General features: G+C 63.5%; 17 protein-coding genes and 1 pseudogene. 8 read left to right on the top strand and 10 right to left on the bottom strand.

The features are described 5' to 3' along the window. Positions 1-211: 211 nt before the first annotated feature. Positions 212-763: a PepSY domain-containing protein gene (locus tag ACVJGD_RS07580; RefSeq protein ID WP_456633766.1), complete on the top strand. Its 552-nt coding sequence runs from the start codon at positions 212-214 to the stop codon at positions 761-763. A 103-nt stretch (positions 764-866) separates the two neighbouring features. Here ACVJGD_RS07580 and queA read toward each other — a convergent pair whose 3' ends face one another. The 5 genes from queA to coaD all read right to left on the bottom strand — a co-directional run bounded on the left by queA (position 867) and on the right by coaD (position 4069). After that, positions 867-1943, bottom strand: coding sequence for a tRNA preQ1(34) S-adenosylmethionine ribosyltransferase-isomerase QueA (gene queA, locus ACVJGD_RS07585; RefSeq protein ID WP_456633767.1), 1077 nt, complete (start codon positions 1941-1943; stop codon positions 867-869). Positions 1944-2084: 141 nt separating this feature from the next. After that, a complete protein-coding gene (locus ACVJGD_RS07590; protein ID WP_456633768.1) occupies positions 2085-2549 on the bottom strand; it encodes a peptidylprolyl isomerase in 465 nt (154 codons plus the stop codon). Next, positions 2525-2959 (bottom strand): hypothetical protein, encoded by a 435-nt coding sequence (locus tag ACVJGD_RS07595; RefSeq protein ID WP_456633769.1) that lies wholly within the window; start codon positions 2957-2959, stop codon positions 2525-2527. The genes ACVJGD_RS07590 and ACVJGD_RS07595 overlap by 25 nt, the downstream gene beginning before the upstream one ends. Before the next feature lie 9 nt (positions 2960-2968). Further along, on the bottom strand, positions 2969-3532 hold the full coding sequence (locus tag ACVJGD_RS07600) for a peptidylprolyl isomerase (RefSeq protein ID WP_456633770.1): 564 nt from the start codon (positions 3530-3532) through the stop codon (positions 2969-2971). A 39-nt stretch (positions 3533-3571) separates the two neighbouring features. Then, positions 3572-4069 carry a pantetheine-phosphate adenylyltransferase gene (gene coaD, locus ACVJGD_RS07605; RefSeq protein WP_456633771.1) on the bottom strand — a complete coding sequence of 166 codons (498 nt, stop codon included), beginning with the start codon at positions 4067-4069 and terminating at the stop codon, positions 3572-3574. Between the two features lie 215 nt (positions 4070-4284). Here coaD and ACVJGD_RS07610 point away from each other — a divergent pair, with 215 nt between their 5' ends. Together ACVJGD_RS07610 and ACVJGD_RS07615 are read left to right on the top strand one after the other, a co-directional pair. Further along, positions 4285-4542, top strand: coding sequence for a hypothetical protein (locus ACVJGD_RS07610; protein ID WP_456633772.1), 258 nt, complete (start codon positions 4285-4287; stop codon positions 4540-4542). 390 nt (positions 4543-4932) lie between these two features. Continuing rightward, positions 4933-7746, top strand: a complete 2814-nt coding sequence (locus ACVJGD_RS07615; protein WP_456633773.1) for an autotransporter family protein — start codon at positions 4933-4935, stop codon at positions 7744-7746. A 41-nt stretch (positions 7747-7787) separates the two neighbouring features. Here the strand turns inward: ACVJGD_RS07615 and gyrA are convergent. Both gyrA and ACVJGD_RS07625 read right to left on the bottom strand, forming a co-directional pair. Continuing rightward, positions 7788-10524: pseudogene (gene gyrA, locus ACVJGD_RS07620) on the bottom strand (DNA gyrase subunit A). A 403-nt stretch (positions 10525-10927) separates the two neighbouring features. Then, on the bottom strand, positions 10928-11419 hold the full coding sequence (locus tag ACVJGD_RS07625) for a single-stranded DNA-binding protein (protein WP_456633774.1): 492 nt from the start codon (positions 11417-11419) through the stop codon (positions 10928-10930). Positions 11420-11858: 439 nt separating this feature from the next. On the opposite strand from ACVJGD_RS07625, the gene ACVJGD_RS07630 reads away from it, so the two are divergent. The 5 genes from ACVJGD_RS07630 (at position 11859) to ACVJGD_RS07650 (ending at position 17744) form a co-directional block, all read left to right on the top strand. Beyond that, positions 11859-12614 carry an outer membrane protein gene (locus ACVJGD_RS07630; protein ID WP_456633775.1) on the top strand — a complete coding sequence of 252 codons (756 nt, stop codon included), beginning with the start codon at positions 11859-11861 and terminating at the stop codon, positions 12612-12614. 311 nt (positions 12615-12925) lie between these two features. Next, positions 12926-15901 (top strand): excinuclease ABC subunit UvrA, encoded by a 2976-nt coding sequence (gene uvrA / locus ACVJGD_RS07635; protein WP_456633776.1) that lies wholly within the window; start codon positions 12926-12928, stop codon positions 15899-15901. 69 nt (positions 15902-15970) lie between these two features. Further along, complete coding sequence (locus tag ACVJGD_RS07640) at positions 15971-16099, top strand: hypothetical protein (RefSeq protein ID WP_456633777.1); 129 nt, start codon at positions 15971-15973, stop codon at positions 16097-16099. A 299-nt stretch (positions 16100-16398) separates the two neighbouring features. Next, a complete protein-coding gene (locus tag ACVJGD_RS07645; protein WP_456633778.1) occupies positions 16399-16962 on the top strand; it encodes a hemerythrin domain-containing protein in 564 nt (187 codons plus the stop codon). Positions 16963-17090: 128 nt separating this feature from the next. Continuing rightward, positions 17091-17744, top strand: a complete 654-nt coding sequence (locus ACVJGD_RS07650; protein WP_456633779.1) for an HAD-IA family hydrolase — start codon at positions 17091-17093, stop codon at positions 17742-17744. Positions 17745-18016: 272 nt separating this feature from the next. Here the strand turns inward: ACVJGD_RS07650 and ACVJGD_RS07655 are convergent, their stop codons facing one another. From ACVJGD_RS07655 to ACVJGD_RS07665, 3 genes are all read right to left on the bottom strand, one after another. After that, positions 18017-18949, bottom strand: coding sequence for a YVTN family beta-propeller repeat protein (locus ACVJGD_RS07655; protein ID WP_456633780.1), 933 nt, complete (start codon positions 18947-18949; stop codon positions 18017-18019). Between the two features lie 2 nt (positions 18950-18951). Beyond that, positions 18952-19494: an SRPBCC family protein gene (locus ACVJGD_RS07660; protein WP_456633781.1), complete on the bottom strand. Its 543-nt coding sequence runs from the start codon at positions 19492-19494 to the stop codon at positions 18952-18954. 162 nt (positions 19495-19656) lie between these two features. Beyond that, the gene (locus tag ACVJGD_RS07665) at positions 19657-20448 is read right to left on the bottom strand and encodes an AAA family ATPase (RefSeq protein ID WP_456633782.1); all 792 of its coding nucleotides are present in this window, start codon (positions 20446-20448) and stop codon (positions 19657-19659) included. Positions 20449-20462 lie beyond the last annotated feature (14 nt).

The following is a 20462-nucleotide window of genomic DNA, read 5'->3' on the forward strand; positions in this document are numbered from 1 at the left end:
TCACGCAAATAAGCAGCGGTTGAGCGAAAAATGCCGCGGTGTGATCTCGGTTCGGAACTCAAAAATGCCGGATCGAAGTGCCAAATGATGGGAGACGCACTGCTGCGGACCAGGTGCTCTCAGCCACGAAGGAGGATTGATGGTGAATCCGCGCACTCGCTCCGCGAGGGCGATGTCCAAGACGACACGGCACCTGCTCGTGATCGGTCTCTTGACGCTGCTCGCATCCGCGCCCTCCTTTGCTGTCGCCGCCCCTTCAAGCCCTGAGTCTTCTTCCGGCCAGGAGCAGGCTACGAATTCTGACGACCTGGAAGTCGCCCACCAGATTGAGCTCTTCCGGACCGCACAGGTATCGCTCAGCCGCGCCATCGAGATCGCCGAGCGGGCGCACGCCGGCGCGAGGACCTCCGATGTCAGCTTTGACGGGGGATCAGGCGCGCCGGTCTACCGTGTCCGGACGTTCTATGACGGTCAGCTCTGGGAGCATGCCGTCGATGCTGCCACCGGTGAGATTTCCAAGGATCGGCTGGTATCTTCCCTGAAGGAACTCAATACGGAGGACCGCACCAACATCGCCTCGCTGTCGGGTGTCGAGCAGCAGCTCTCGGATGCAGTGCGGGTGGCGGAACGAGCCGCCTCGGGCAAGGCCATCAGCGGAGGCCTGACACGCGAACGCGGCAAGCTGAACTTTGTGGTCATCGTCGTCAGCGGACTGGATCTGAAACAGGTGATCCTCGAACCGCCCCGCCGTAAGGGGCGTTGATAGTAGGTAGGGTGGGCAAAGCGAAGCGTGCCCACCATTTCTTGCGGCGTGCGGATGGTGGGCACGCTTCGCTTTGCCCACCCTACAGATCTACAGGATCGCGTCACGCGTGCGTGCGGAAGAGCAGGCAGGCGTCGCCGTAGGAATAGAAGCGGTAGCCCGCCGCGATCGCATGCGCATAGGCCTGCTTCATGGTCTCGAGCCCTGCGAAGGCTGACACCAGCATGAACAGGGTCGAGCGCGGCAGATGGAAATTGGTGAGCAGGATATCGACCGCGCGAAAGCGATAGCCCGGCGTGATGAAGATCGCGGTGTCTCCGGTGAACGGCTGGATAGTGCCATCCTCGCTCGTCGCGCTTTCGAGCAGCCGCAGCGAGGTGGTGCCCACCGCGACGATGCGTCCGCCCTTGGCGCGCGCCGCGTTCAGCGCGGCAGCGGTCTCCGCGGAGATGCTGCCCCATTCGGAATGCATCCTGTGCTCGGAGGTGTCGTCCACCTTCACCGGCAGGAACGTCCCTGCCCCGACATGCAGGGTCAGTCTGACAATATCGACGCCGCGGCCGCGCAGCGCGGATTCCAGCGCCGGCGTGAAATGCAGGCCCGCGGTCGGGGCCGCGACCGCGCCCTCATTGGCCGCGAACATGGTCTGGTAGTCGGCGGTGTCCTGCTCGTCGGGCGTGCGCTTGGAAGCGATGTAAGGCGGCAGCGGCGGGCTGCCGAGATCGGCAATGGCCTGGTCGAGTGCAGGCCCATGGAACGAGAATGACAGCGTCACCTCGCCCTCCTGCCCCTTGGCTTCGACCTGCGCATCGAGATGCCCGAGCAGGCAGATCTTGCCTTCATTGCCGAAGCGGACTGTGTCGCCTTCCGTCAGTTTCTTCGCCGGCTTCACCAGCGCCTGCCAGCGCGAACCATCGAGCCGCCTGATCAAGGTCGCCTCGATCTTCGGCTCGGTCTCGCGGCCGATGCGGCGGCCCGTCAATTGCGCAGGGATCACCTTGGTATCGTTGACCACGAGCTGGTCGCCCGGCTCGAGCCATTGCGGCAGCTCGGCCACCGTGCGGTCGCGCAGCACGCCGTCGCCCTGCACCACCAGCATCCGCGCGGCATCGCGCGGGCTCGCGGGCCGCAGCGCGATCCGTTCAGGCGGGAGGTCGAAGTCGAAGAGATCCGTGCGCATGGTGCCGAGCGCCGTACAATCAGACCCTCATCCTGAGGAGCGCGGAACGCGCGTCTCGAAGGATGAGGCCCCACTGTAGCAACATGGGGGCCTCATGGTTCGAGACGGCGCTTCGCGCCTCCTCACCATGAGGGGAAACAACTACTCCGCGTCAGCGGCCATGCGCGCCTTGACGATCTTGTCGGGGTTCTGCACCGGCTCGCCGCGCTTGATCTTGTCGACGTTCTCCATGCCTTCGGTGACCTTGCCCCAGACCGTATACTGGCCGTTGAGGAAGGAGGCGTCGTCGAAGCAGATGAAGAACTGGCTGTCGGCGGAATCCGGATTGGCGGCGCGCGCCATCGAGGTGGTGCCGCGGACATGCGGCTCCTTGTTGAATTCCTGCTTCAGCTTCGTTCCGGAGCCGCCGGTGCCGGTGCCATGGGGGCAGCCGGTCTGCGCCATGAAGCCGTCGATCACGCGGTGGAACACGATGCCGTCGTAGAAGCCCTCGCGCACCAGCTCCTTGATGCGAGCGACGTGGTTTGGCGCGAGATCCGGCCGCATCTCGATGGTGACGGGACCCTGGGTGGTCTCGAGGATCAGAGTATTTTCGGTGACAGCCATGCTCGCCTCTCTTTGGCTTCGGGTTGACGCTTGCGGGTTCGGAAAGGAATCGCCATCGGCCGGCCGGCAACCGCGCCGCCCAGTGCATCGGTAAATGGTAACGGCGTGCAGCGTTCCAAGGCCTGCATCACGGCGATGCGGTATTGCAAACGGTCATTTTCGCTCGCCTCTGCCGTCTCATAGGTGATCCTGGGACGGCCGAGGATCGCGCCCTGACGGTTGAAGCTGACGATCACCGTGATGTCGATCGGGTTGGCCTGCGACAGCGGCGGCGGCTTGAAGCAACTGTGCAGCTTTATGAAAAGATCCTTGAGCGTGTCCAGCTTTTCGGGCGCCGGCTGCGCCCGCGCCGCGCAGGCAAGCAGCATCAGTGGCGCAGCAAACCAAAGAATTGGCTTGCGGCGCAGCATCGCCGGCCCTCACTTGATGTCGGATGCGACTTGCACCTTCACCATCTTGTCGGGATCGGTCACTGCGCCGCTCGGCGATCCGGACGGCGCCTTCTTCAGCTTGTCGACCACGTCCATGCCGGACACGACATCGCCGATCACGGTGTACTGGCCGTTCAGGCTCGGCCCGTCGGCGTACATGATGAAGAATTGCGAGTTGGCGCTGTCAACGCTGTCGCCACGGCGAGCCATGCCGACGATGCCGCGCTTGAAGGGGACGTTCGAGAATTCCTGCTTCAGGTTCGGGTATTTCGAGCCGCCGGTGCCGTTGAAGTTCTGGCCGTCGCCGGTCTGCGCCATGAAGCCGTCGATCACCCGGTGGAACGGCACGTTGTTGTAATAGCCCTCGCGCGCGAGCTGCTTGATGCGCTCGGCATGCTGCGGCGCGATGTCCGTCCTGAGCTTGATGACGATGCGGCCCTTGTTGGTGTCGATCACGATCGCGTTGGCCTTGTCCAGATTGGCCGGCAACGGCTGCGCGACCGCGGGAGCCACACAGAGGAGCGCGGCGAGAACGGCGAGAATTCGGATCATGAAAGCTCCGGAGCGGATACTGGGGTATGAGTGCGAAGGTTAGCTGGCGAATTTGGCCTTGAGGCGGACGGCAACGGCTTTGGGCACGAAGCTGGAGACATCGCCGCCCATGCCGGCGATCTGGCGGACGAGGGTCGCCGTGATTGGTCGGACCGTCGGCGAGGCCGGCAGGAACACGGTGTGCACCTCGGGCGCCATGGCTTCGTTCATGCCCGCCATTTGCATCTCGTAGTCGAGGTCGGTGCCATCCCGCAGGCCCCGAATCAGAATCGTAGCACCGGCGCGTTGCGCTGCGGTGACGACCAAATCGTCGAACGTGATGCATTCAAAGGCGCAGCCGGCTTTGGCGGCGACGGGGCCGAACACCTCCGCCAGCATCGCCAGGCGCTCTTCGACCGAAAACAGGGGCTTCTTCCCCGGATGGACGCCGATGGCGACGATCAGGCGGTCGCAGAGGGCGACGGCATGTTTGACCACGTCGAGATGGCCGTTGGTAACCGGGTCAAACGAGCCGGGATAAAGCGCGATGCGAGGCATATCCCCCTCTAACCTGCCCGGGGCTGGCCGGCAAGCCAACCGGGTTCCCTAGCGCGCCCTGAACCCAATGTTTCATCGGTCTGGCCCCGATGAAACAGAATCCCGAGGGAACGAAACCATTTTCGACCCCGGCGAAGACAGCGGGAAACGGACGACCTCTATCACGCCCACCAACGAAACGACGGGCCAGCAAGGCCCACCGACAGGGGACCGTCATGATCAAGGCACTTTCCGCCGTCGCCGTTGCCGCCTTCATTGCCGCTGCGCTCACCGTTCTCCCGGGCTTTGCGCCCCAGGTCGAAGCCAGCGTGCCCCGCGCCCTCGCCAAGGCCGACCGGCTGGATATCCGCCCCGCCGCCAACAACTGCTCGGAGCAGAATTGGCCGAACTTTGACGCCTCCTGCCTCCGCAATGCCGGCGGCAAGGCCGCAGTCCGCGAAGCTCGTCTGGTCACCGCCGACCGCACCCCGTAGGAAAAGCCTCCCCCCCCTCCTCTTCACCGCAAGCGTGTGCCGTGCCCGCCGGATCGCCAACCGGCGGGCACAACCGCATTGCGGTGCTGCCATTGCGCAACACTCGCACTAATTGTATCGGCTCGCATTGCCCGACCACTACCGGACGTTGTAGAAGTTGGAGCATTGCAGTCGGAGGCATTGCCTTCCGCGCGCGTACTTAGCCGATCTCATGACCTGACCGGTATTTGCTCGACCCGCTATTCTGGGAGAGGGCTGATGCTTGGCTGCGTAGGTCACGGCCGCAACGGTGGTCGAAGGATCGTGCTTACTGCGTTGGTCCTGCGGAGCTCGGACCAGCACGGGGATAGGCGTTCGAACGCCGGGGACGCAGCCCCGCTTGAGGTCGCATTGGCGGCGATCGTCCTGTTCGGCATCGCGACGCTCGGTGCCGCACCAAACGCCCACGCGCAGGCATGCAACACAAACCCCGCCAATGGCGGCATCCTTCAGAGCGGCGGGACCTGTGTCGACAACAACCCTGTGACCACTGGCTTCGGAACGGCCGTCGACGCGTCGAACAGCGGCAATGTCAGCATGAACGGCCCTATCACGGCCAATGGCGGCGGCACGGGGATCAGCGCCACCACCAGCGCCACGGTCACGGCAAATGCCAACGTGACTGCGGCCGGCCTCGCCTTGAGCGCCGCCAGCGGCGGCACGATCATCGCCAACGGAATCACGTTGGGAAATACTGGCGGCGGCGCGATGGCGATGAGCGCCAACGGCGGGACGATCATCGCGAATGGCGTCACGGTCAATTGGCCAAACGGTTTTGGCGCGGCCCTGGTGGAAGCGACAAACGGCGGACTTGTCCAATTCACCCCTGGTTCGTCGGTCACCGTGCCCAGCGGTGGCTTCGGTACTGCGGTGTTCTTGTCCAATGGGGCGACGAGCGCCATCACGGCTGACGGCCTGACGGTAAACATTACCAGCGGATCGGGTGGAGAGAACGCCTTCAAGGCGCAGAATGGCGCAAGCATCAGCCTGACCAACAGCGCGATCAATAATTCGGTGTCGTCTTCGGGAGGTGGGGATTCCGGATTTTGGGCCACAGGCGCCGGGAGCACGATCACGGCAACCAACGTGAATCTCTCGGTGGGCGGCAGCGCCGGTGACTTCGGGGTGCGGGCGGACACGAACGGCAGCGTTGTGATGAGCGGCGGCTCGGTCACCGTCATCAACGGTGCGGGCGGGCTGCTGCAGAACGGCGGCACGGTCACCATGACCGGCACCGATGTGACGGCGTCCGGGAATGGCGGCAGCGGCTTCCTGTTCAACGGAGGCGGCGCCGCCAACACGCTGAATTACAGTGACGGCACGATCACGGCGAGCGATGCGTCCTTCTCCGTGCAAGGCGCCACGGCCAATATCGACCTCGTCAATGCAATCGCGACCGCGAACAACAATACCCTGCTCGCGACGAGCGCGTCGGGCAACACGACGTTCAACGCGCGGACATCGACCCTGCAAGGCGTGATCACGACCGATGCCAGCAGCACCAGCACGGTCAATCTGACGGATCGAACCATCTGGACGATGACCGGCAATTCGAACGCGACCAATGTCACCAACAACGACAGCCAGATCATCTACACGCCGCCGACGGGCGATACGACACAATTGTCGAGCTACAAGACGCTGACGGCGAACAACTACACTGGCGCAGGCGGTCTCATCGCGCTCAATACGTTTCTCGGCAGCGACGGCTCGCCGTCCGACCGGTTGATTATCAATGGTGGCACCGCAACCGGCTCCACCAATCTGAGGATCAGGAACACCAACGGTCCGGGCGACCAGACCACGGCCGACGGCATCCTCGTCGTGGATGCAGTCAACGGCGGCACCACCGCCCCCGGCGCGTTCTCGCTTGCCGGCCGGGTGCGCGGCGGCGCCTATGATTACTTCCTGTTCCGCGGCGACCTCACTGGCGGCTCACCGGATAGCTGGTTCCTGCGCTCGACGTTCCCGGTGTCGCCGGTGCCGCCGATAGGGCTAGCGCCGCCACCAACGTCGCCGGGTCTTCCAGGGCCGCCGGGGCCTCCCGGACCTCCGGGACCGCCGGCACCACCAGTCTTTCCACCGGCGCCCCCTGCGTTGGCTGTGCCGCCTCCGGTGTTGCCGACCGACCCGCCTCCCGGGGTCCTGCCGCCAGGCCTCTATCCGATCATCGGGCCGGAACTTGCGACGTATGGTGTCGTGCAACCCGCCGCCCGCCAGCTCGGACTGGCCACGCTCGGCACGCTCAATCAGCGGATTGGCGACACCATGACGTTCGCCAACGCGGCCGGCACAGGCACGGGATGGGGCCGGTCGGACTGGGGACGGTTCTTCGGCCAGCAGATCGATAACCATTATCAGGCCTTCGCCGATCCGCGCGCGAGCGGCTGGCTCGGCGGCGTCCAGGGCGGCGTCGATCTCTGGCGCGGCAGCTCGGCCCCCGGGCATCGCGATGCCGCCGGCGTCTATTTCGCCTACGGCCGGGCCGAGATGAACGTGGATGGTCTCATCACCAATCCGAGCGCGACCGCCTACATGCTGACACGGACCGGCACGGTTTCGCTCGATGCCTATACCTTCGGCGGCTACTGGACCCACTACGGTCCGACCGGCTGGTACATCGACGCGATCATGCAGGGCACGATCTACCGGGGCCTCGCGACCACGCGGTCCGCGCAACTGCCGGCCGATGGCTCTGGCTTCGCCTCGTCGCTGGAGTTCGGCTATCCGATCCCGCTGCCGCTTGGACCCGACTTCGTGCTGGAACCGCAGGCGCAGATCATCTGGCAGCAGATCACCTTCAACGACGCCAATGACGGTCTTGGCAATGTTGGTCTCGGTACGACATCAGGCCCGACCGGCCGGCTCGGCCTGCGCGGCAAATGGACCATCGAGGGCCACAACGGCGTGCTTTGGCAGCCCTATATAGGCGTGAATTTCTGGCGCGGCTGGGGAGCGCAGGCGACCACCAGCTTCGGCTTCGACCAGGTGCGGTTGCTCGACGAATCGACGCGAACCGAAGTCTTCGCCGGACTGACCGCCAAGCTCGACAACAGCGTCAGTCTCTACAGCCAGCTCGGCTATCAGTTCGTCATCGACAAGACCGCCGACAACAGCCGCCATGACGGCCTGCGTGACGATCTTGGTTTTCGCTGGAGCTGGTGAAGTTCGTAGCACGGGTGAAGCGAAGCGACCCGCGCTACTGATTACTGGCCGTTCCCGTTGCCGTTCTCGCCATTCTCGCTGTCGTCGCCGATATGCTCGACCGAAACGACATGCTCGTCGTCGGCCGTGTCGAACACGATGACGCCCTGGGTCGAGCGGCCGGCGATGCGGATGTCTCCGACGGGGCAGCGGATCAACTGGCCCTTGTCGGTCACCAGCATGATCTGGTCGGCCTCCTCGACCGGGAACGAAGCTACCAGCTTGCCGTTGCGGCTGTTGACGCTCATCGCGACAATGCCTTTGCCGCCGCGGCCGGTGGTGCGGTACTCGTAGGACGAGGTCCGCTTGCCGTAGCCGTTTTCGGACACCGTCAGCACCACCTGCTCCTGCGCCGACATATCGACATAGCGCTCCTGCGAGAGCTGGATCGCGCCCGTTGTCTCCTCGGCCTCGGTCTCCGCCGGCTCCTCGGCGGCCGCTTCGCCCGCGACCGCGCGGCGCATCTTCAGATAGGCCGAGCGTTCGTCCGAAGTCGTCTCGACATGGCGCAGGATCGCAAGCGAGATCAGCTTGTCGCCTTCGGCCAGCGAAATGCCGCGCACGCCCATCGAGGTGCGGCCGGTGAAGACGCGCACGTCGGTGACGGGGAAACGGATGCACTGGCCGCCGGCGGCGGTCAGCAGCACGTCGTCATGCTCGGTGCAGATCTGCACGTCGACGATCGCCTCGCCCTCCTCCAGCTTCATGGCGATGATGCCGGAACGGCGGACGTCGATGAAGTCGGACAGCTTGTTGCGGCGGACGTTGCCGCCTGTGGTGGCGAACATCACGTCGAGATTGCTCCAGGAGGATTCGTCCTCCGGCAGCGGCATGATGGTGGTAATGCGCTCGCCCTGCTCCAGCGGCAGGATGTTGATCAATGCCTTGCCGCGCGCGTTCGGTGCGGCCATCGGCAATCGCCAGACCTTCTCCTTGTAGACCTGGCCGCGCGAGGAGAAGAACAGGACCGGCGTGTGGGTGGAGGCCACGAACACGCGGCTGACGAAATCCTCGTCGCGGGTCTGCATGCCGGCCCGGCCCTTGCCGCCGCGGCGCTGGGCGCGATAGGTCGACAGCGGCACGCGCTTGACATAGCCGGCGTGCGACACGGTCACCACCATGTCCTCGCGCTGGATCAGGTCCTCGTCCTCCATTTCGCCTTCCTGCTCGACGATGACCGTCTTGCGCGGGGGTGGCGAACTCCGCCTTCACCTCGGCGAGCTCCGTCTTGACGATCGCCTGTACGCGGGCGCGCGAGCGCAGGATGTCGAGATAGTCGGAGATCTCGGCCGCGAGCTTGGTGAGTTCCTCGCCGATCTCGTCACGGCCGAGCGCGGTCAAGCGCTGCAGGCGGAGATCGAGGATTTCTCTCGCCTGCTCCAGCGAAAGGCGGATGGTGCCGTCCGGGTTGATCCGGTGGCGCGGATCGTCGATCAGCGTGAGCATGTCCTCGACGTCCCGCGCCGGCCAGTCGCGCGACATCAGGGTTTCGCGCGCGGCCGCCGGATTCGGCGAGGTGCGGATCACGCGGATGACCTCGTCGATATTGGCAACGGCGATGGCCAGACCGACCTGGAGGTGGGCGCGGTCGCGCGCTTTGCCGAGCAGATATTTGGTTCGCCGGGTCACCACCTGTTCGCGGAAGGCGACGAAGATGGTCAGCAGATCCTTCAGGTTCATCTGCTGCGGGCGGCCGGAATCGAGCGCCAGGATGTTGGCCGGGAAGTTGGTCTGCAGCGGCGTGAAGCGGTAGAGCTGATTCAGCACCACGTCCGGCATCGCCTCGCGCTTCAGTTCGATCACGACGCGGAAACCTTCGCGGTCGGACTCGTCGCGCAGGTCGGCAATACCCTCGATCTTCTTCTCGCGGATGAGCTCGCCGATCCGCTCGACCATGTTCGCCTTGTTAACCTGGTACGGGATCTCCGTGATGATGATCGCCTCGCGATCCTTGCGCAGGGTGTCGATCGCGACCTTGCCGCGCATCACGATCGAGCCGCGGCCGAGATGATAGGATGAGCGGATCCCCTGCCGGCCGAGGATGATGCCGCCGGTGGGGAAATCCGGTCCCGGAATGATGTTGATGAGTTCGTCGATGGTGAGCGCCGGGTTGTCGATCAGCGCCACACAGGCGTCGACGACCTCGCCGAGATTGTGCGGCGGGATATTGGTGGCCATGCCGACGGCGATGCCGCCCGCGCCATTGACCAGCAGATTCGGAAACCGCGTCGGCAGGACCGACGGCTCCTGCTCGGTGTTGTCGTAGTTGGGCTGGAAGTCGACCGTGTCCTTCTCGATATCCGCCAGCACGGCCTCTGCCGCCCGGGTCAGGCGCGCTTCGGTGTATCGATAGGCGGCCGGCGGGTCACCATCGACCGAGCCGAAATTGCCCTGGCCGTCGATCAGCGGCACGCGCATCGAAAAATCCTGCGCCATGCGCACCATGGCGTCGTAGATCGACTGGTCGCCGTGCGGGTGATACTTACCGATGACGTCGCCGACCACGCGCGCGGACTTGACGTACTTCTTATCCGGCGTGTGCCCCTGGTCGTACATCGAATACAGGATGCGGCGGTGGACGGGCTTCAGCCCGTCGCGCGCATCGGGGAGCGCCCGCGCCACGATCACGCTCATGGCGTAATCGAGGTAGGACTTCCTCATCTCGTCGAGGATGGAAACGGGACGAATGTCTGAGGGCTCCGGCGGCTCGCCGGGCTTGTCGTCTTCGGGGTCTGCCAAAGGGGGAATCCGGGTCGGTTCTACTGGGGAATCATATAGCGTATCGGCGGCCCGATAACCACCCCGGAACGGGTCCCGGCGACCGGTTTTTCCCTTCGTTTTTTCATAGACTTACGGGGTTGACGCGCGCTCCGCGGGAACCCCGTCTCGGAGCGAAGCAAGGGCGCGTCGGAGGCAAAGGCCGTGACCGCGGGCCGCGTTGGAGCGCCACTGCGGTTAGCTCGATTTCCTCACGATTCACATTAGCCGAGACCGCAAGGATGCTCGCCGCGCTTGATCACGCGGCATCAATGGCTTGATGAGGTTATCTGCAGTCATTCAAGAGGATAAGTTCATCCCATCCCTCAATCACGGAAGGGAATTTTCTTATCCTCACGACGCCCTCCAAGGGTGCTCCCGTCGATCAGAACGGAATGTCGTCATCCATGTCGCTGTTGCGGGCGCCGGCCGGCACCGCGCGGCGTGGCGCGGAACTGGAAGGCCCGCTGCCCCCGAAATCTCCGCCGCCACCGCCCATGTCGTCGGAGAAGCTGCCGCCACCGCCCCTGCCGTCCAGCATCGTGAGGTTGGAGTTGAAGCCCTGCAGCACCACTTCGGTCGAGTATTTCTCGACCCCGCTCTGATCGGTCCATTTGCGGGTCTGAAGCTGGCCCTCGATATACACCTTGGCGCCCTTCTTCAGATATTGCTCGGCGACCTTGGCGAGCCCCTCATTGAAGATGACGACGCGATGCCACTCGGTTTTTTCCTTGCGCTCGCCGGTGGCCCGGTCGCGCCAGGTCTCGGAGGTCGCGACGCTCAGATTGGCGATCGGACGACCGTCCTGGGTCCGCCGGATTTCCGGATCCTTGCCGAGATTGCCCACCAGAATGACCTTGTTCACACTTCCCGCCATCGCCGCTCTCCACTCAATCACTGGGCCGGCCGGTTGCACGGCCGCCACGTTCAGTCTTCGCTAACCACATCTTACATCGCTGCCGGACCCTATACGCCCGCCGGCGCAGCCATTCCCGTCCATCCCGCGGTTATCCACATATAGCACCAACCGCGCCATTGTTCCAGTTTTGTTCCGCACAACCTGACGTAATCATGGCAATATCGTGGCCTAAATTTGGTGCGGCGGGAATGGAACCCGAAATCGATCTCCGGGTTCCCGAAAATAACAAGCAAATCATTAACTTATGTTATCCGCACTTCGCCGTTAAGTGTTGCCTTTCGGCGACGGTATTTCCGGTTGAATCGGGGTATATGCCTAAAACGACGGCGCGGCGCTCGCGTCCTTATACCGTAACGCTTCGGGACCAATTGAAGCGAACAAAGGCTGGAGAGCTACGATGAAGAAGTTTTTGCTTGGAACGGTTGCCTTGGTTGCGCTGGCTGCGCCAGCGTCGGCTGCCGATCTTGCCGCGCGCCCTTATACCAAGGCACCGCCGGCGCCCGTCGCCGTCGTTTATGACTGGAGCGGGTTCTATATCGGCGGCAACGGCGGCTGGGGAACGAGCCGCACGTGCTGGGACGTCATCGGCTTCGGCGATGGCTGCCACGACGCGGACGGCGGCACGGCTGGTGGTCAGATCGGCTATCGCTGGCAGACCGGCACGTGGGTGTTCGGCGTCGAAGGTCAGGGCAACTGGGCCGATTTCAAGGGCAGCAACATCAGCCTGCTGACGGGCATCGACACCAACGAGTCGAGGATCGACGCCTTCGGCCTGCTGACCGGCCAGATCGGCTATGCCGCCAACAACGTGCTGTTCTACGTCAAGGGCGGTGCGGCCGTGACCGGAAATCGCTACCGCGTCCTCGACACCGCCACTGGTTTCCCGATCACCAACGACGTCAACGACACCCGTTGGGGTGCCGTGGTTGGCGCCGGCGTCGAATTCGGCTTCGCGCCGAACTGGTCGGTCGGCGTCGAGTACGACCACATCTTCCTGGGCGATCGTTCCTACGACTTCATCAATAACGGCTTCGCCGGCCCGGTCGGCACGCTCTTCACCACCGAGAATGTCAGTCAGGACGTCGACATGGTCACCGTCCGCGTGAACTACAAGTTCGGCTTCGGTGGCGCCCCACTCGTCGGGCGGTACTGATCTCGCGATCGGATATCAATCTTAGAAAAGGCCGGCCTTGCGCCGGCCTTTTTGTTTTTTGAGCCGTCTACTTCCGAGCCGTTCATCCGGGAAGCTCCGGTCGCGCGAGCGCGCTCTTGCTGCCAGCTACTGCCAAAGCTGCACGAAAAAAAATACGACCAGAAACAAATCGTTGATGATTCGTCCTAGGCACTGGAAATCATCGCGCGTTCTTCCTATGTTCCAGCATCACCCCATCGGCGCCGTGGTACGGATTTCCGACGACGCGCGCCCGTAACGTGGCGCGCTTACAAGCGCCTGGAATTGCCGATATGGATGAAGTGCTCAGGGCGAAGCGCCAACAACCCGCCGGCTCCTCAACGCGTGCCATCACCATCCGCGGCGCGCGGGAGCACAACCTCAAGAACATCGACGTCGAGATTCCTCGCGACAAGCTCGTCGTGTTCACCGGCCTGTCCGGCTCCGGCAAGTCCTCGCTCGCCTTCGACACCATCTATGCCGAGGGCCAGCGCCGCTATGTCGAATCGCTTTCGGCCTATGCCCGCCAGTTCCTGGAGATGATGCAGAAGCCGGATGTCGACCAGATCGACGGCCTGTCGCCCGCCATCTCCATCGAGCAGAAGACCACCTCGAAGAACCCGCGCTCCACCGTCGGCACCGTCACCGAGATCTACGACTATATGCGCCTACTCTGGGCCCGCGTCGGCGTGCCCTATTCGCCGGCCACGGGGCTGCCGATCGAGAGCCAGACCGTCTCGCAGATGGTCGACCGCGTGCTGGCGCTGCCCGAAGGCACCCGCCTCTATCTGCTGGCGCCGGTCGTTCGCGGCCGCAAGGGCGAGTACCGGAAGGAGCTCGCCGAATATCTCAAGAAGGGCTTTCAGCGCGTCAAGATCGACGGCACCTTCCATGAGCTCGCCGAAGCGCCGAGCCTCGACAAGAAGTTTCCGCACGACATCGACGTCGTCGTCGACCGCATCGTGGTGCGCCCCGACATTGGCCAGCGGCTCGCGGAAAGTTTTGAGACCGCGCTGAAGCTCGCCGAAGGTCTCGCCGTGATCGAATTCGCCGATGCGCCGGCGGCGGCACCCGCCGAGGAAAAGAAGAAGACCGCCAAGATCCACGACAAGAGCGGGCCTGAGCGGATACTGTTCTCGGAAAAGTTCGCCTGTCCGGTCTCCGGCTTCACCATTCCCGAGATCGAGCCGCGGTTGTTCTCGTTCAACAATCCCTATGGCGCCTGCCCCGCCTGCGGCGGCCTCGGCGTCGAGCAGCATGTCGACGAGGACCTCGTCATTCCCGACAAGGATCTGTCCCTGCGCAAGGGTGCGATCGCGCCGTGGGCAAAGTCCTCCTCGCCCTATTACCTGCAGACGCTGACCGCGCTCGGCAAGCATTACAAGTTCACGCTCGACACCAAGTGGAAGGACCTGGCCAAGAAAACGAGAGACGCGATCCTGCACGGCTCCGGCGATGACGAGATCAAGTTCTCCTACGAGGACGGGGTCCGCGCCTACGACACCAAGAAGCCGTTCGAGGGCGTGATCACCAACATCAACCGCCGCTACCGCGAGACCGAGAGCGAGTGGGCGCGCGAGGAGCTAGCGAAGTATTTCACCGACATCCCCTGCGCCGCCTGCAACGGCTATCGCCTCAAGCCGGAAGCGCTGTGCGTCAAGATCGGTGGCAAGCATATCGGCGAGATCGCCGACCTCTCGGTGAGGCGAGCCGGCGAGTGGTTCGAGACCGTGCCGGAGGCGCTGAACGCGCAGCAGAACGAGATCGCCGCCCGCGTCTTGAAGGAGATCCGCGAGCGGCTGACCTTCCTGCTCGACGTCGGCCTCAACTATCTCACGCTGTCCCGCTCCTCCGGCACCTTGTCCGGCGGCGAAAGCCAGCGCATCCGCCTGGCTTCCCAGATCGGCTCGGGGCTCACAGGCGTGCTCTATGTGCTGGACGAGCCCTCGATCGGCCTGCACCAGCGCGACAATGCGCGGCTGTTGGATACGCTGAAGCGGCTGCGCGATCTCGGCAACACCGTGGTGGTGGTCGAGCATGACGAGGACGCGATCCGATTGGCCGATTACGTGCTCGACATCGGCCCCGGCGCCGGCATGCATGGCGGCCACATCGTCGCCCAGGGCACGCCATCAGACATCATGCGCAATCCGAAATCGCTGACCGGCAAATATCTCACCGGCGAGCTTTCGGTGCCGATCCCCGATCGGCGGCCGCCGAACCATCGCCGCACCATCAAGGTCGTCAACGCCCGCGGCAACAATCTGAAGAACGTCACGGCGGAGATTCCGCTGGGGCTGTTCACCTGCATCACCGGCGTCTCCGGTGGCGGCAAGTCGACGCTCCTGATCGACACGCTCTACAAGGCGATCGCACGCAAGCTCAACAATGCGAGCGAAGCCGCCGCCCCGCACGACCGCATCGAGGGCCTCGAGCACATCGACAAGATCATCGACATCGACCAGTCGCCGATCGGCCGCACCCCGCGCTCCAACCCCGCGACTTATACCGGCGCCTTCACGCCGATCCGCGAATGGTTCGCCGGCCTACCCGAAGCCAAGGCGCGCGGCTACGAGCCGGGACGCTTCTCCTTCAACGTCAAGGGCGGCCGCTGCGAGGCCTGCCAGGGCGACGGTGTCATCAAGATCGAGATGCACTTCCTGCCGGACGTCTACGTCACCTGCGATGTCTGCAAGGGCAAGCGCTACAACCGCGAGACGCTGGAAGTGCTGTTCAAGGGCAAGTCGATCGCCGACGTGCTTGACATGACCGTGGAAGAAGCCGCCGACTTCTTCAAGGCGGTGCCGCGCGTGCGCGAAACCTTCCAGACCCTGCACCGCGTCGGCCTCGACTACATCCACGTCGGCCAGCAGGCGACAACGCTATCGGGCGGTGAAGCCCAGCGCGTCAAACTGGCAAAAGAACTTTCAAAGCGCGCCACCGGCCGCACCCTCTACATCCTGGACGAGCCGACCACCGGCCTGCACTTCCACGACGTCGCTAAACTCTTGGAGGTGCTGCACGAACTGGTCGCCCAGGGCAACACGGTCGTCGTGATCGAGCACAACCTCGAAGTCATCAAGACCGCCGACTGGGTCATCGACCTCGGCCCCGAAGGCGGCGACGGCGGCGGCGAAATCGTCGCCTGGGGCCCGCCGGAGGACATCGCGAAAGCGCCGCGGAGCTATACGGGAAAATCCCTGGCGCCGGTGCTGAAGAAGGCACAGGGCAAGCCACGCAAGAGCAGCGCGAGCGAGGCGGCGGAGTGAGGCTGGAGCTCACTTGCTCAGCCCATTTTTCCGTTGCCGAAGACGAAGTTGGATTCCGGGGCAATATTGATGACCAAGACCATCGTACTAGGAAATGAGTATGATGATAATCTTCGAAGCATTCTCGCAGGCGTAATGCGCGATTTGGGTGCAAAACGCTCGGTGCTGATTGGTCGGTCGTTGGCTCTCAAGAACTGAAAACCGCAAAATTGGAGCTGCGGGGAAAGACCGTTGACGTGGAATCTGAGACCTACGTCGGGCTGTCAATAACTGGCGACGAAAATGACATGAATGAGATAGCTACTCTAGTCTCGGTGCGCAGGACAGACTAGCGAAGCGTAATTCGCCCTCTCGCTGCCAAAGCAGCGGAGTGAGCGGTTTTCCGATGTGTCGGTCGCAGTTCCGGCGCAAATCGGTTCCGACGTTGATCTAGCGCAAATACCCCGACGATTTTAGCGCCTATTTTCTGCGATGGTTCACCCCTGTGGATCATCGCAATGATCATCGATCTGCTAAGCCAAGAGCACCGCAATATTGAACGGCTGCTTGCCGTCCTCGAGCACGAGCTGGATATTTTCGATCGCTCGGGCCGACCGGACTACGAGGTCATCCGCGCCATCATCGCCTATTTCGAAGTCTATACTGAAATGTACCACCATGCTCAGGAAGACCGTGTCTTCGCCAAGCTGAAAACTCGCGATCCCGCCGCCGCTGCCAAAATCGGCGATCTGGCGCATGAGCACCGGCAAGGCGCCGAGCGCTTGCGCCGCGTCGCCAATGCGGTCGACGGCGTGCTCGCCGATCGCGAAGTCCTTCGTCAGGAGGTGGACCGGATCGTTCGCGATTTCCTGCAACACGAGCGGCATCACATCATGATGGAGGATCGTGATTTCTTCCCCGCCGCCCTGAACGCATTGCAGCCCGACGATTGGACCGAAATCGCGTCAGCCTTGTCCCCTCACAAGGATCCGCTGTTCAGCGACGCCACGGAAGCCAGGTTCGACGCACTCCGAGCCCATATTTTGCAGCTCGAGCAAGAGGCAGAAGCCGAACGGCATTAGTGCGGTTATTTCTCTGAGCGGCATGCACGGCGAGAGTTCAATGTTCGCCGCAGGCGCATTCTTGCCGCAGTTTTTTCATTTGTGAATTTCGCAGTCCCCTGCGGGCGTGCTATCCCTTGTTGCGCCCAATGCCCCACTCCTTGGCCATCTTCGATCTCGACGGAACGCTCGCCGACAGCTTTGGCTGGTTCCTGCGCCACGTGAACGATGTCGCCGATCGGTTCAACTTCCGCCGGGTGGCGGACGAAGATATCGAAGATCTACGGCATGCGGGCTCGCGCGAGATCGTCGCGCGGCTCGGGGTGCCGACGTGGCAGATTCCCTTCATCGCGCAGCATATGCGGCGGCTGAAGGCGGAGCATCTGGCCGATATCCCATTGTTTCCTGGTACCGAGACCATGCTGCGCGCGCTGAGCGATGGCGGCCTGAAGCTGGCGTTGGTCAGTTCGGACAGTGAGGCGAACGCCCGCTGCCTGCTTGGCGAGTCCGCAGCGCTGTTCTCCTGGTTCGACTGCGGCGCCTCGATCTTCGGCAAGGCCACAAAATTCCGCCGCGTCCTCAAGCGCGCCAGTGTTGCGCCGTCACAGGTGATCTCGATCGGCGACGAAACCCGCGACATCGAAGCCGCGCGCGCCGTCGGCATCGCATGCGGCGCCGTGTCGTGGGGCTATGCGGCGCCCGCCAAGCTGCGGGCGCTCGGGCCTGACCTGATGTTCGAGCGGATGGAGGATATTGTTTCGTCGCTTTGCGGCGGCGCTGAAGGGCGGATTGGCGAAGCGTAATCCGCCGTTCCGCTGCCGACGTACCGTGGCGGATTACGCATCGCTAACCCGCCACACGCACCGACCTCCATCCGCGCATTAGAGTAAACGCCGATCAGGTTGAAACGCAGCCCCGGTGAAGCTGCGCTCCCTCTCCCGCTTGCGGGAGAGGGTTGGGGTGAGGGTGTCTCCGCATTGGGATTCCCCGAGTGGAGAGAGCCCTTACCCGGCGCTACGCGCCGACCTCTCCCGCAAGCGGGAGAGGTGAAGATTCAACCTGATCGGCGATTGCTCTAGCGCCGCAGAAAAGCTCCGAACGCGCGCGGACCGTCGCCGACCTTGGTCTCGCCGATCACCTTAAGCTCGGCCGCATCGATGACGCTGAGCGTGTTGCTCTCCCAGTTTGCCACGATGATGCGCCGCGCATCCGCCGTCGCGGCGATGCCTTCCGGATAATCGCCGACGCTGATGCGCTTGATCGGCGCCAGCGTCGCGAGATCGAACACGCTGACGGTGCCGTCATATTGGTCGGTGACGAAGCCACGGCCCTGCGCCAGCGCAACCGCATAGGGGCGCAGGCCGGCCTTCACACGACCGATCTCACGGCCCTCTGCGATATCGATGACCGACACGTCGTTCGATTCGACATTGGCCGTGTAGGCGCGCCGGCCTTCTGCATCGATGGTGACTCCGAACGGGTGCATCCCGACCTTGATGACCGCCTGCCGGCCGCGCATTGCGGTATCGATGACGGACACGGTGTTGTCGTCGCGGTCCGCCGAGAGCAACAGCCGGCCGTCGGGCGTCACCGCGAGGCCTGACGGCGATGCGCCGACCGCGATATCAGCGACAACGCGCAGCTCCCGCGGGTCGATCACCCGCACCGCCGCGGAATGCCAGTCAGCGACATAGACCGCAGCGCCGTCCGGCGATACCGCGACACCGAGCGGACCGCCGCCGACTTTGACTCTCCCGACGACCTGGCGCGCGGCAGCATCCACCACCGTGAGCGCCTTGGCGTCGGGGCTCGTCACATAGGCGAAGCGTCCATCCAGCGTGACGGCAACGCCGGCCGGCTTGCCGCCAATCGCGATGGTCGCGACCGGCTGCACGGTTGCGAGGTCCACGACCGTCAGGTTTTCGCTGAGCTGATTGGTGACGAACGCCTCCTCGGCGGAGGCTGAGCCGATGCTGGCGACCACAGCCGCCAGAACGATGGCCCGCATGATCAGCTTCCGCTCTCGACCTTCTTCTTCAGCACCTCAAGCCCTGAACGATAAAGCCCGCTCACCGCCTTCACCGCGGCCTCATCGTTCAGCTCGGGTGGCGGGTCGTTGTTGGGATAGCCGCGATAGAACGCGCCGGCCCACTCCAGGACGCTGCCCTTGCCGTCGGCGCCTGGCAATACCGTCAAGGTCGAGGAATAGTTGGTGACCGGCAGCACCTTCACGTCGACCGCCGTAATCCGGTACGAATAGCTCAACTTCTCGGCGTCGTATTTGTAGAGCTCCTCATCAATCGTGCCGCCGCTCGCAAGCGTCAGCCGGCGCGTGGCGCCGATCTCGTTGCCTTTCTCACCTTCGGTCTTGCTGACCGGCTGCAGCCAGTTCATGTCCTGAAAATTCCCGATCGTCGCCCATACCTTTGCAGGCGGCGCGCTGATCTCAATTGATTCCCGCACTTTTTGCCGGGTCGGCCCATGGGCCCAAGCCGCCCCCACCACAGCCAGCGCCGCCACCGCGGCCCCCACCTTCGCGATCGTCACTCTCATGTCGTTTCCTCATTTATCTTCTATCTTGGCAGCCAGCGCAGGCGCGCGGGCTGCCATTATCGTAGGGCATTTTCAGACCAAAGGCGGCTGGTTTGTGGCGCGGGTGGGACGCGGCGCTGCACCGGGAAGACGAGCGCCCCGCGGGTCAGCGCTCCGCTCGCCTCACTCCTCGATCGCCGCCTCGACGAACCCGTGGGGATCATCGCAGAACTCACGCATGACCCTGTAATGATCGGTGTCCTTGACGTTCACTGGCTCAAGCCCGTATTTCGACAGCCGTAGCAGCGTCGCGTTTGGATAGGCCATCAGGATCGGCGAATGCGTGGCCATGATGATCTGGCATTGGCCGCTCTCGTCCATCCGGCGCATCAGCTTCAGGAATTCGATCTGGCGTGAGGGCGACAGCGCGGATTCCGGCTCGTCGAAAATGAAGATGCCCTGGCGCTGGCAGCGTTCTTCGAAGAAGTAGAGAAAGCCTTCTGCGTGGGAATAGGAGAGATAATCGGGTGCCGATCGGTTGAGCTGTCCGCCAAGCAGTCGTTCGGCTTCCTGCGCGGCGCGATCCAGATGTCTTGCGACGGAAAAGAACGTCTCTGCCCGGAAAAACCAGCCATAGTTGACCTTCGGTAACCAGCCGGCGCGGAGAGCAACCGAGAGGTCTTCGCCCGTCACTTCGATGGCGTCGGAATGATCGATCAACGTCTGCCCCTTGCCGCCGCCACCGCTGTCGAACCCCGCAAGCGCTGCGATGCCTTCGAGGATGGTCGATTTGCCGGTCCCGTTCTCGCCGGCGATGATGGTGATGGCTGACGCGAAACTGAGATCGAACTCGTCCCTGAAAATGGGAAGACAGAATGGATAGGCTTCCCAATCCGGAACGAGGGACCGATCGAGCCAGACCCGCTTCAAATACGGCGCAGGCAGATTGATCGTTCGGTTTCGTTTTCGGCCCATGCCCCTGCCCCAAT

Source organism: Bradyrhizobium sp. USDA 10063 (assembly GCF_054063735.1).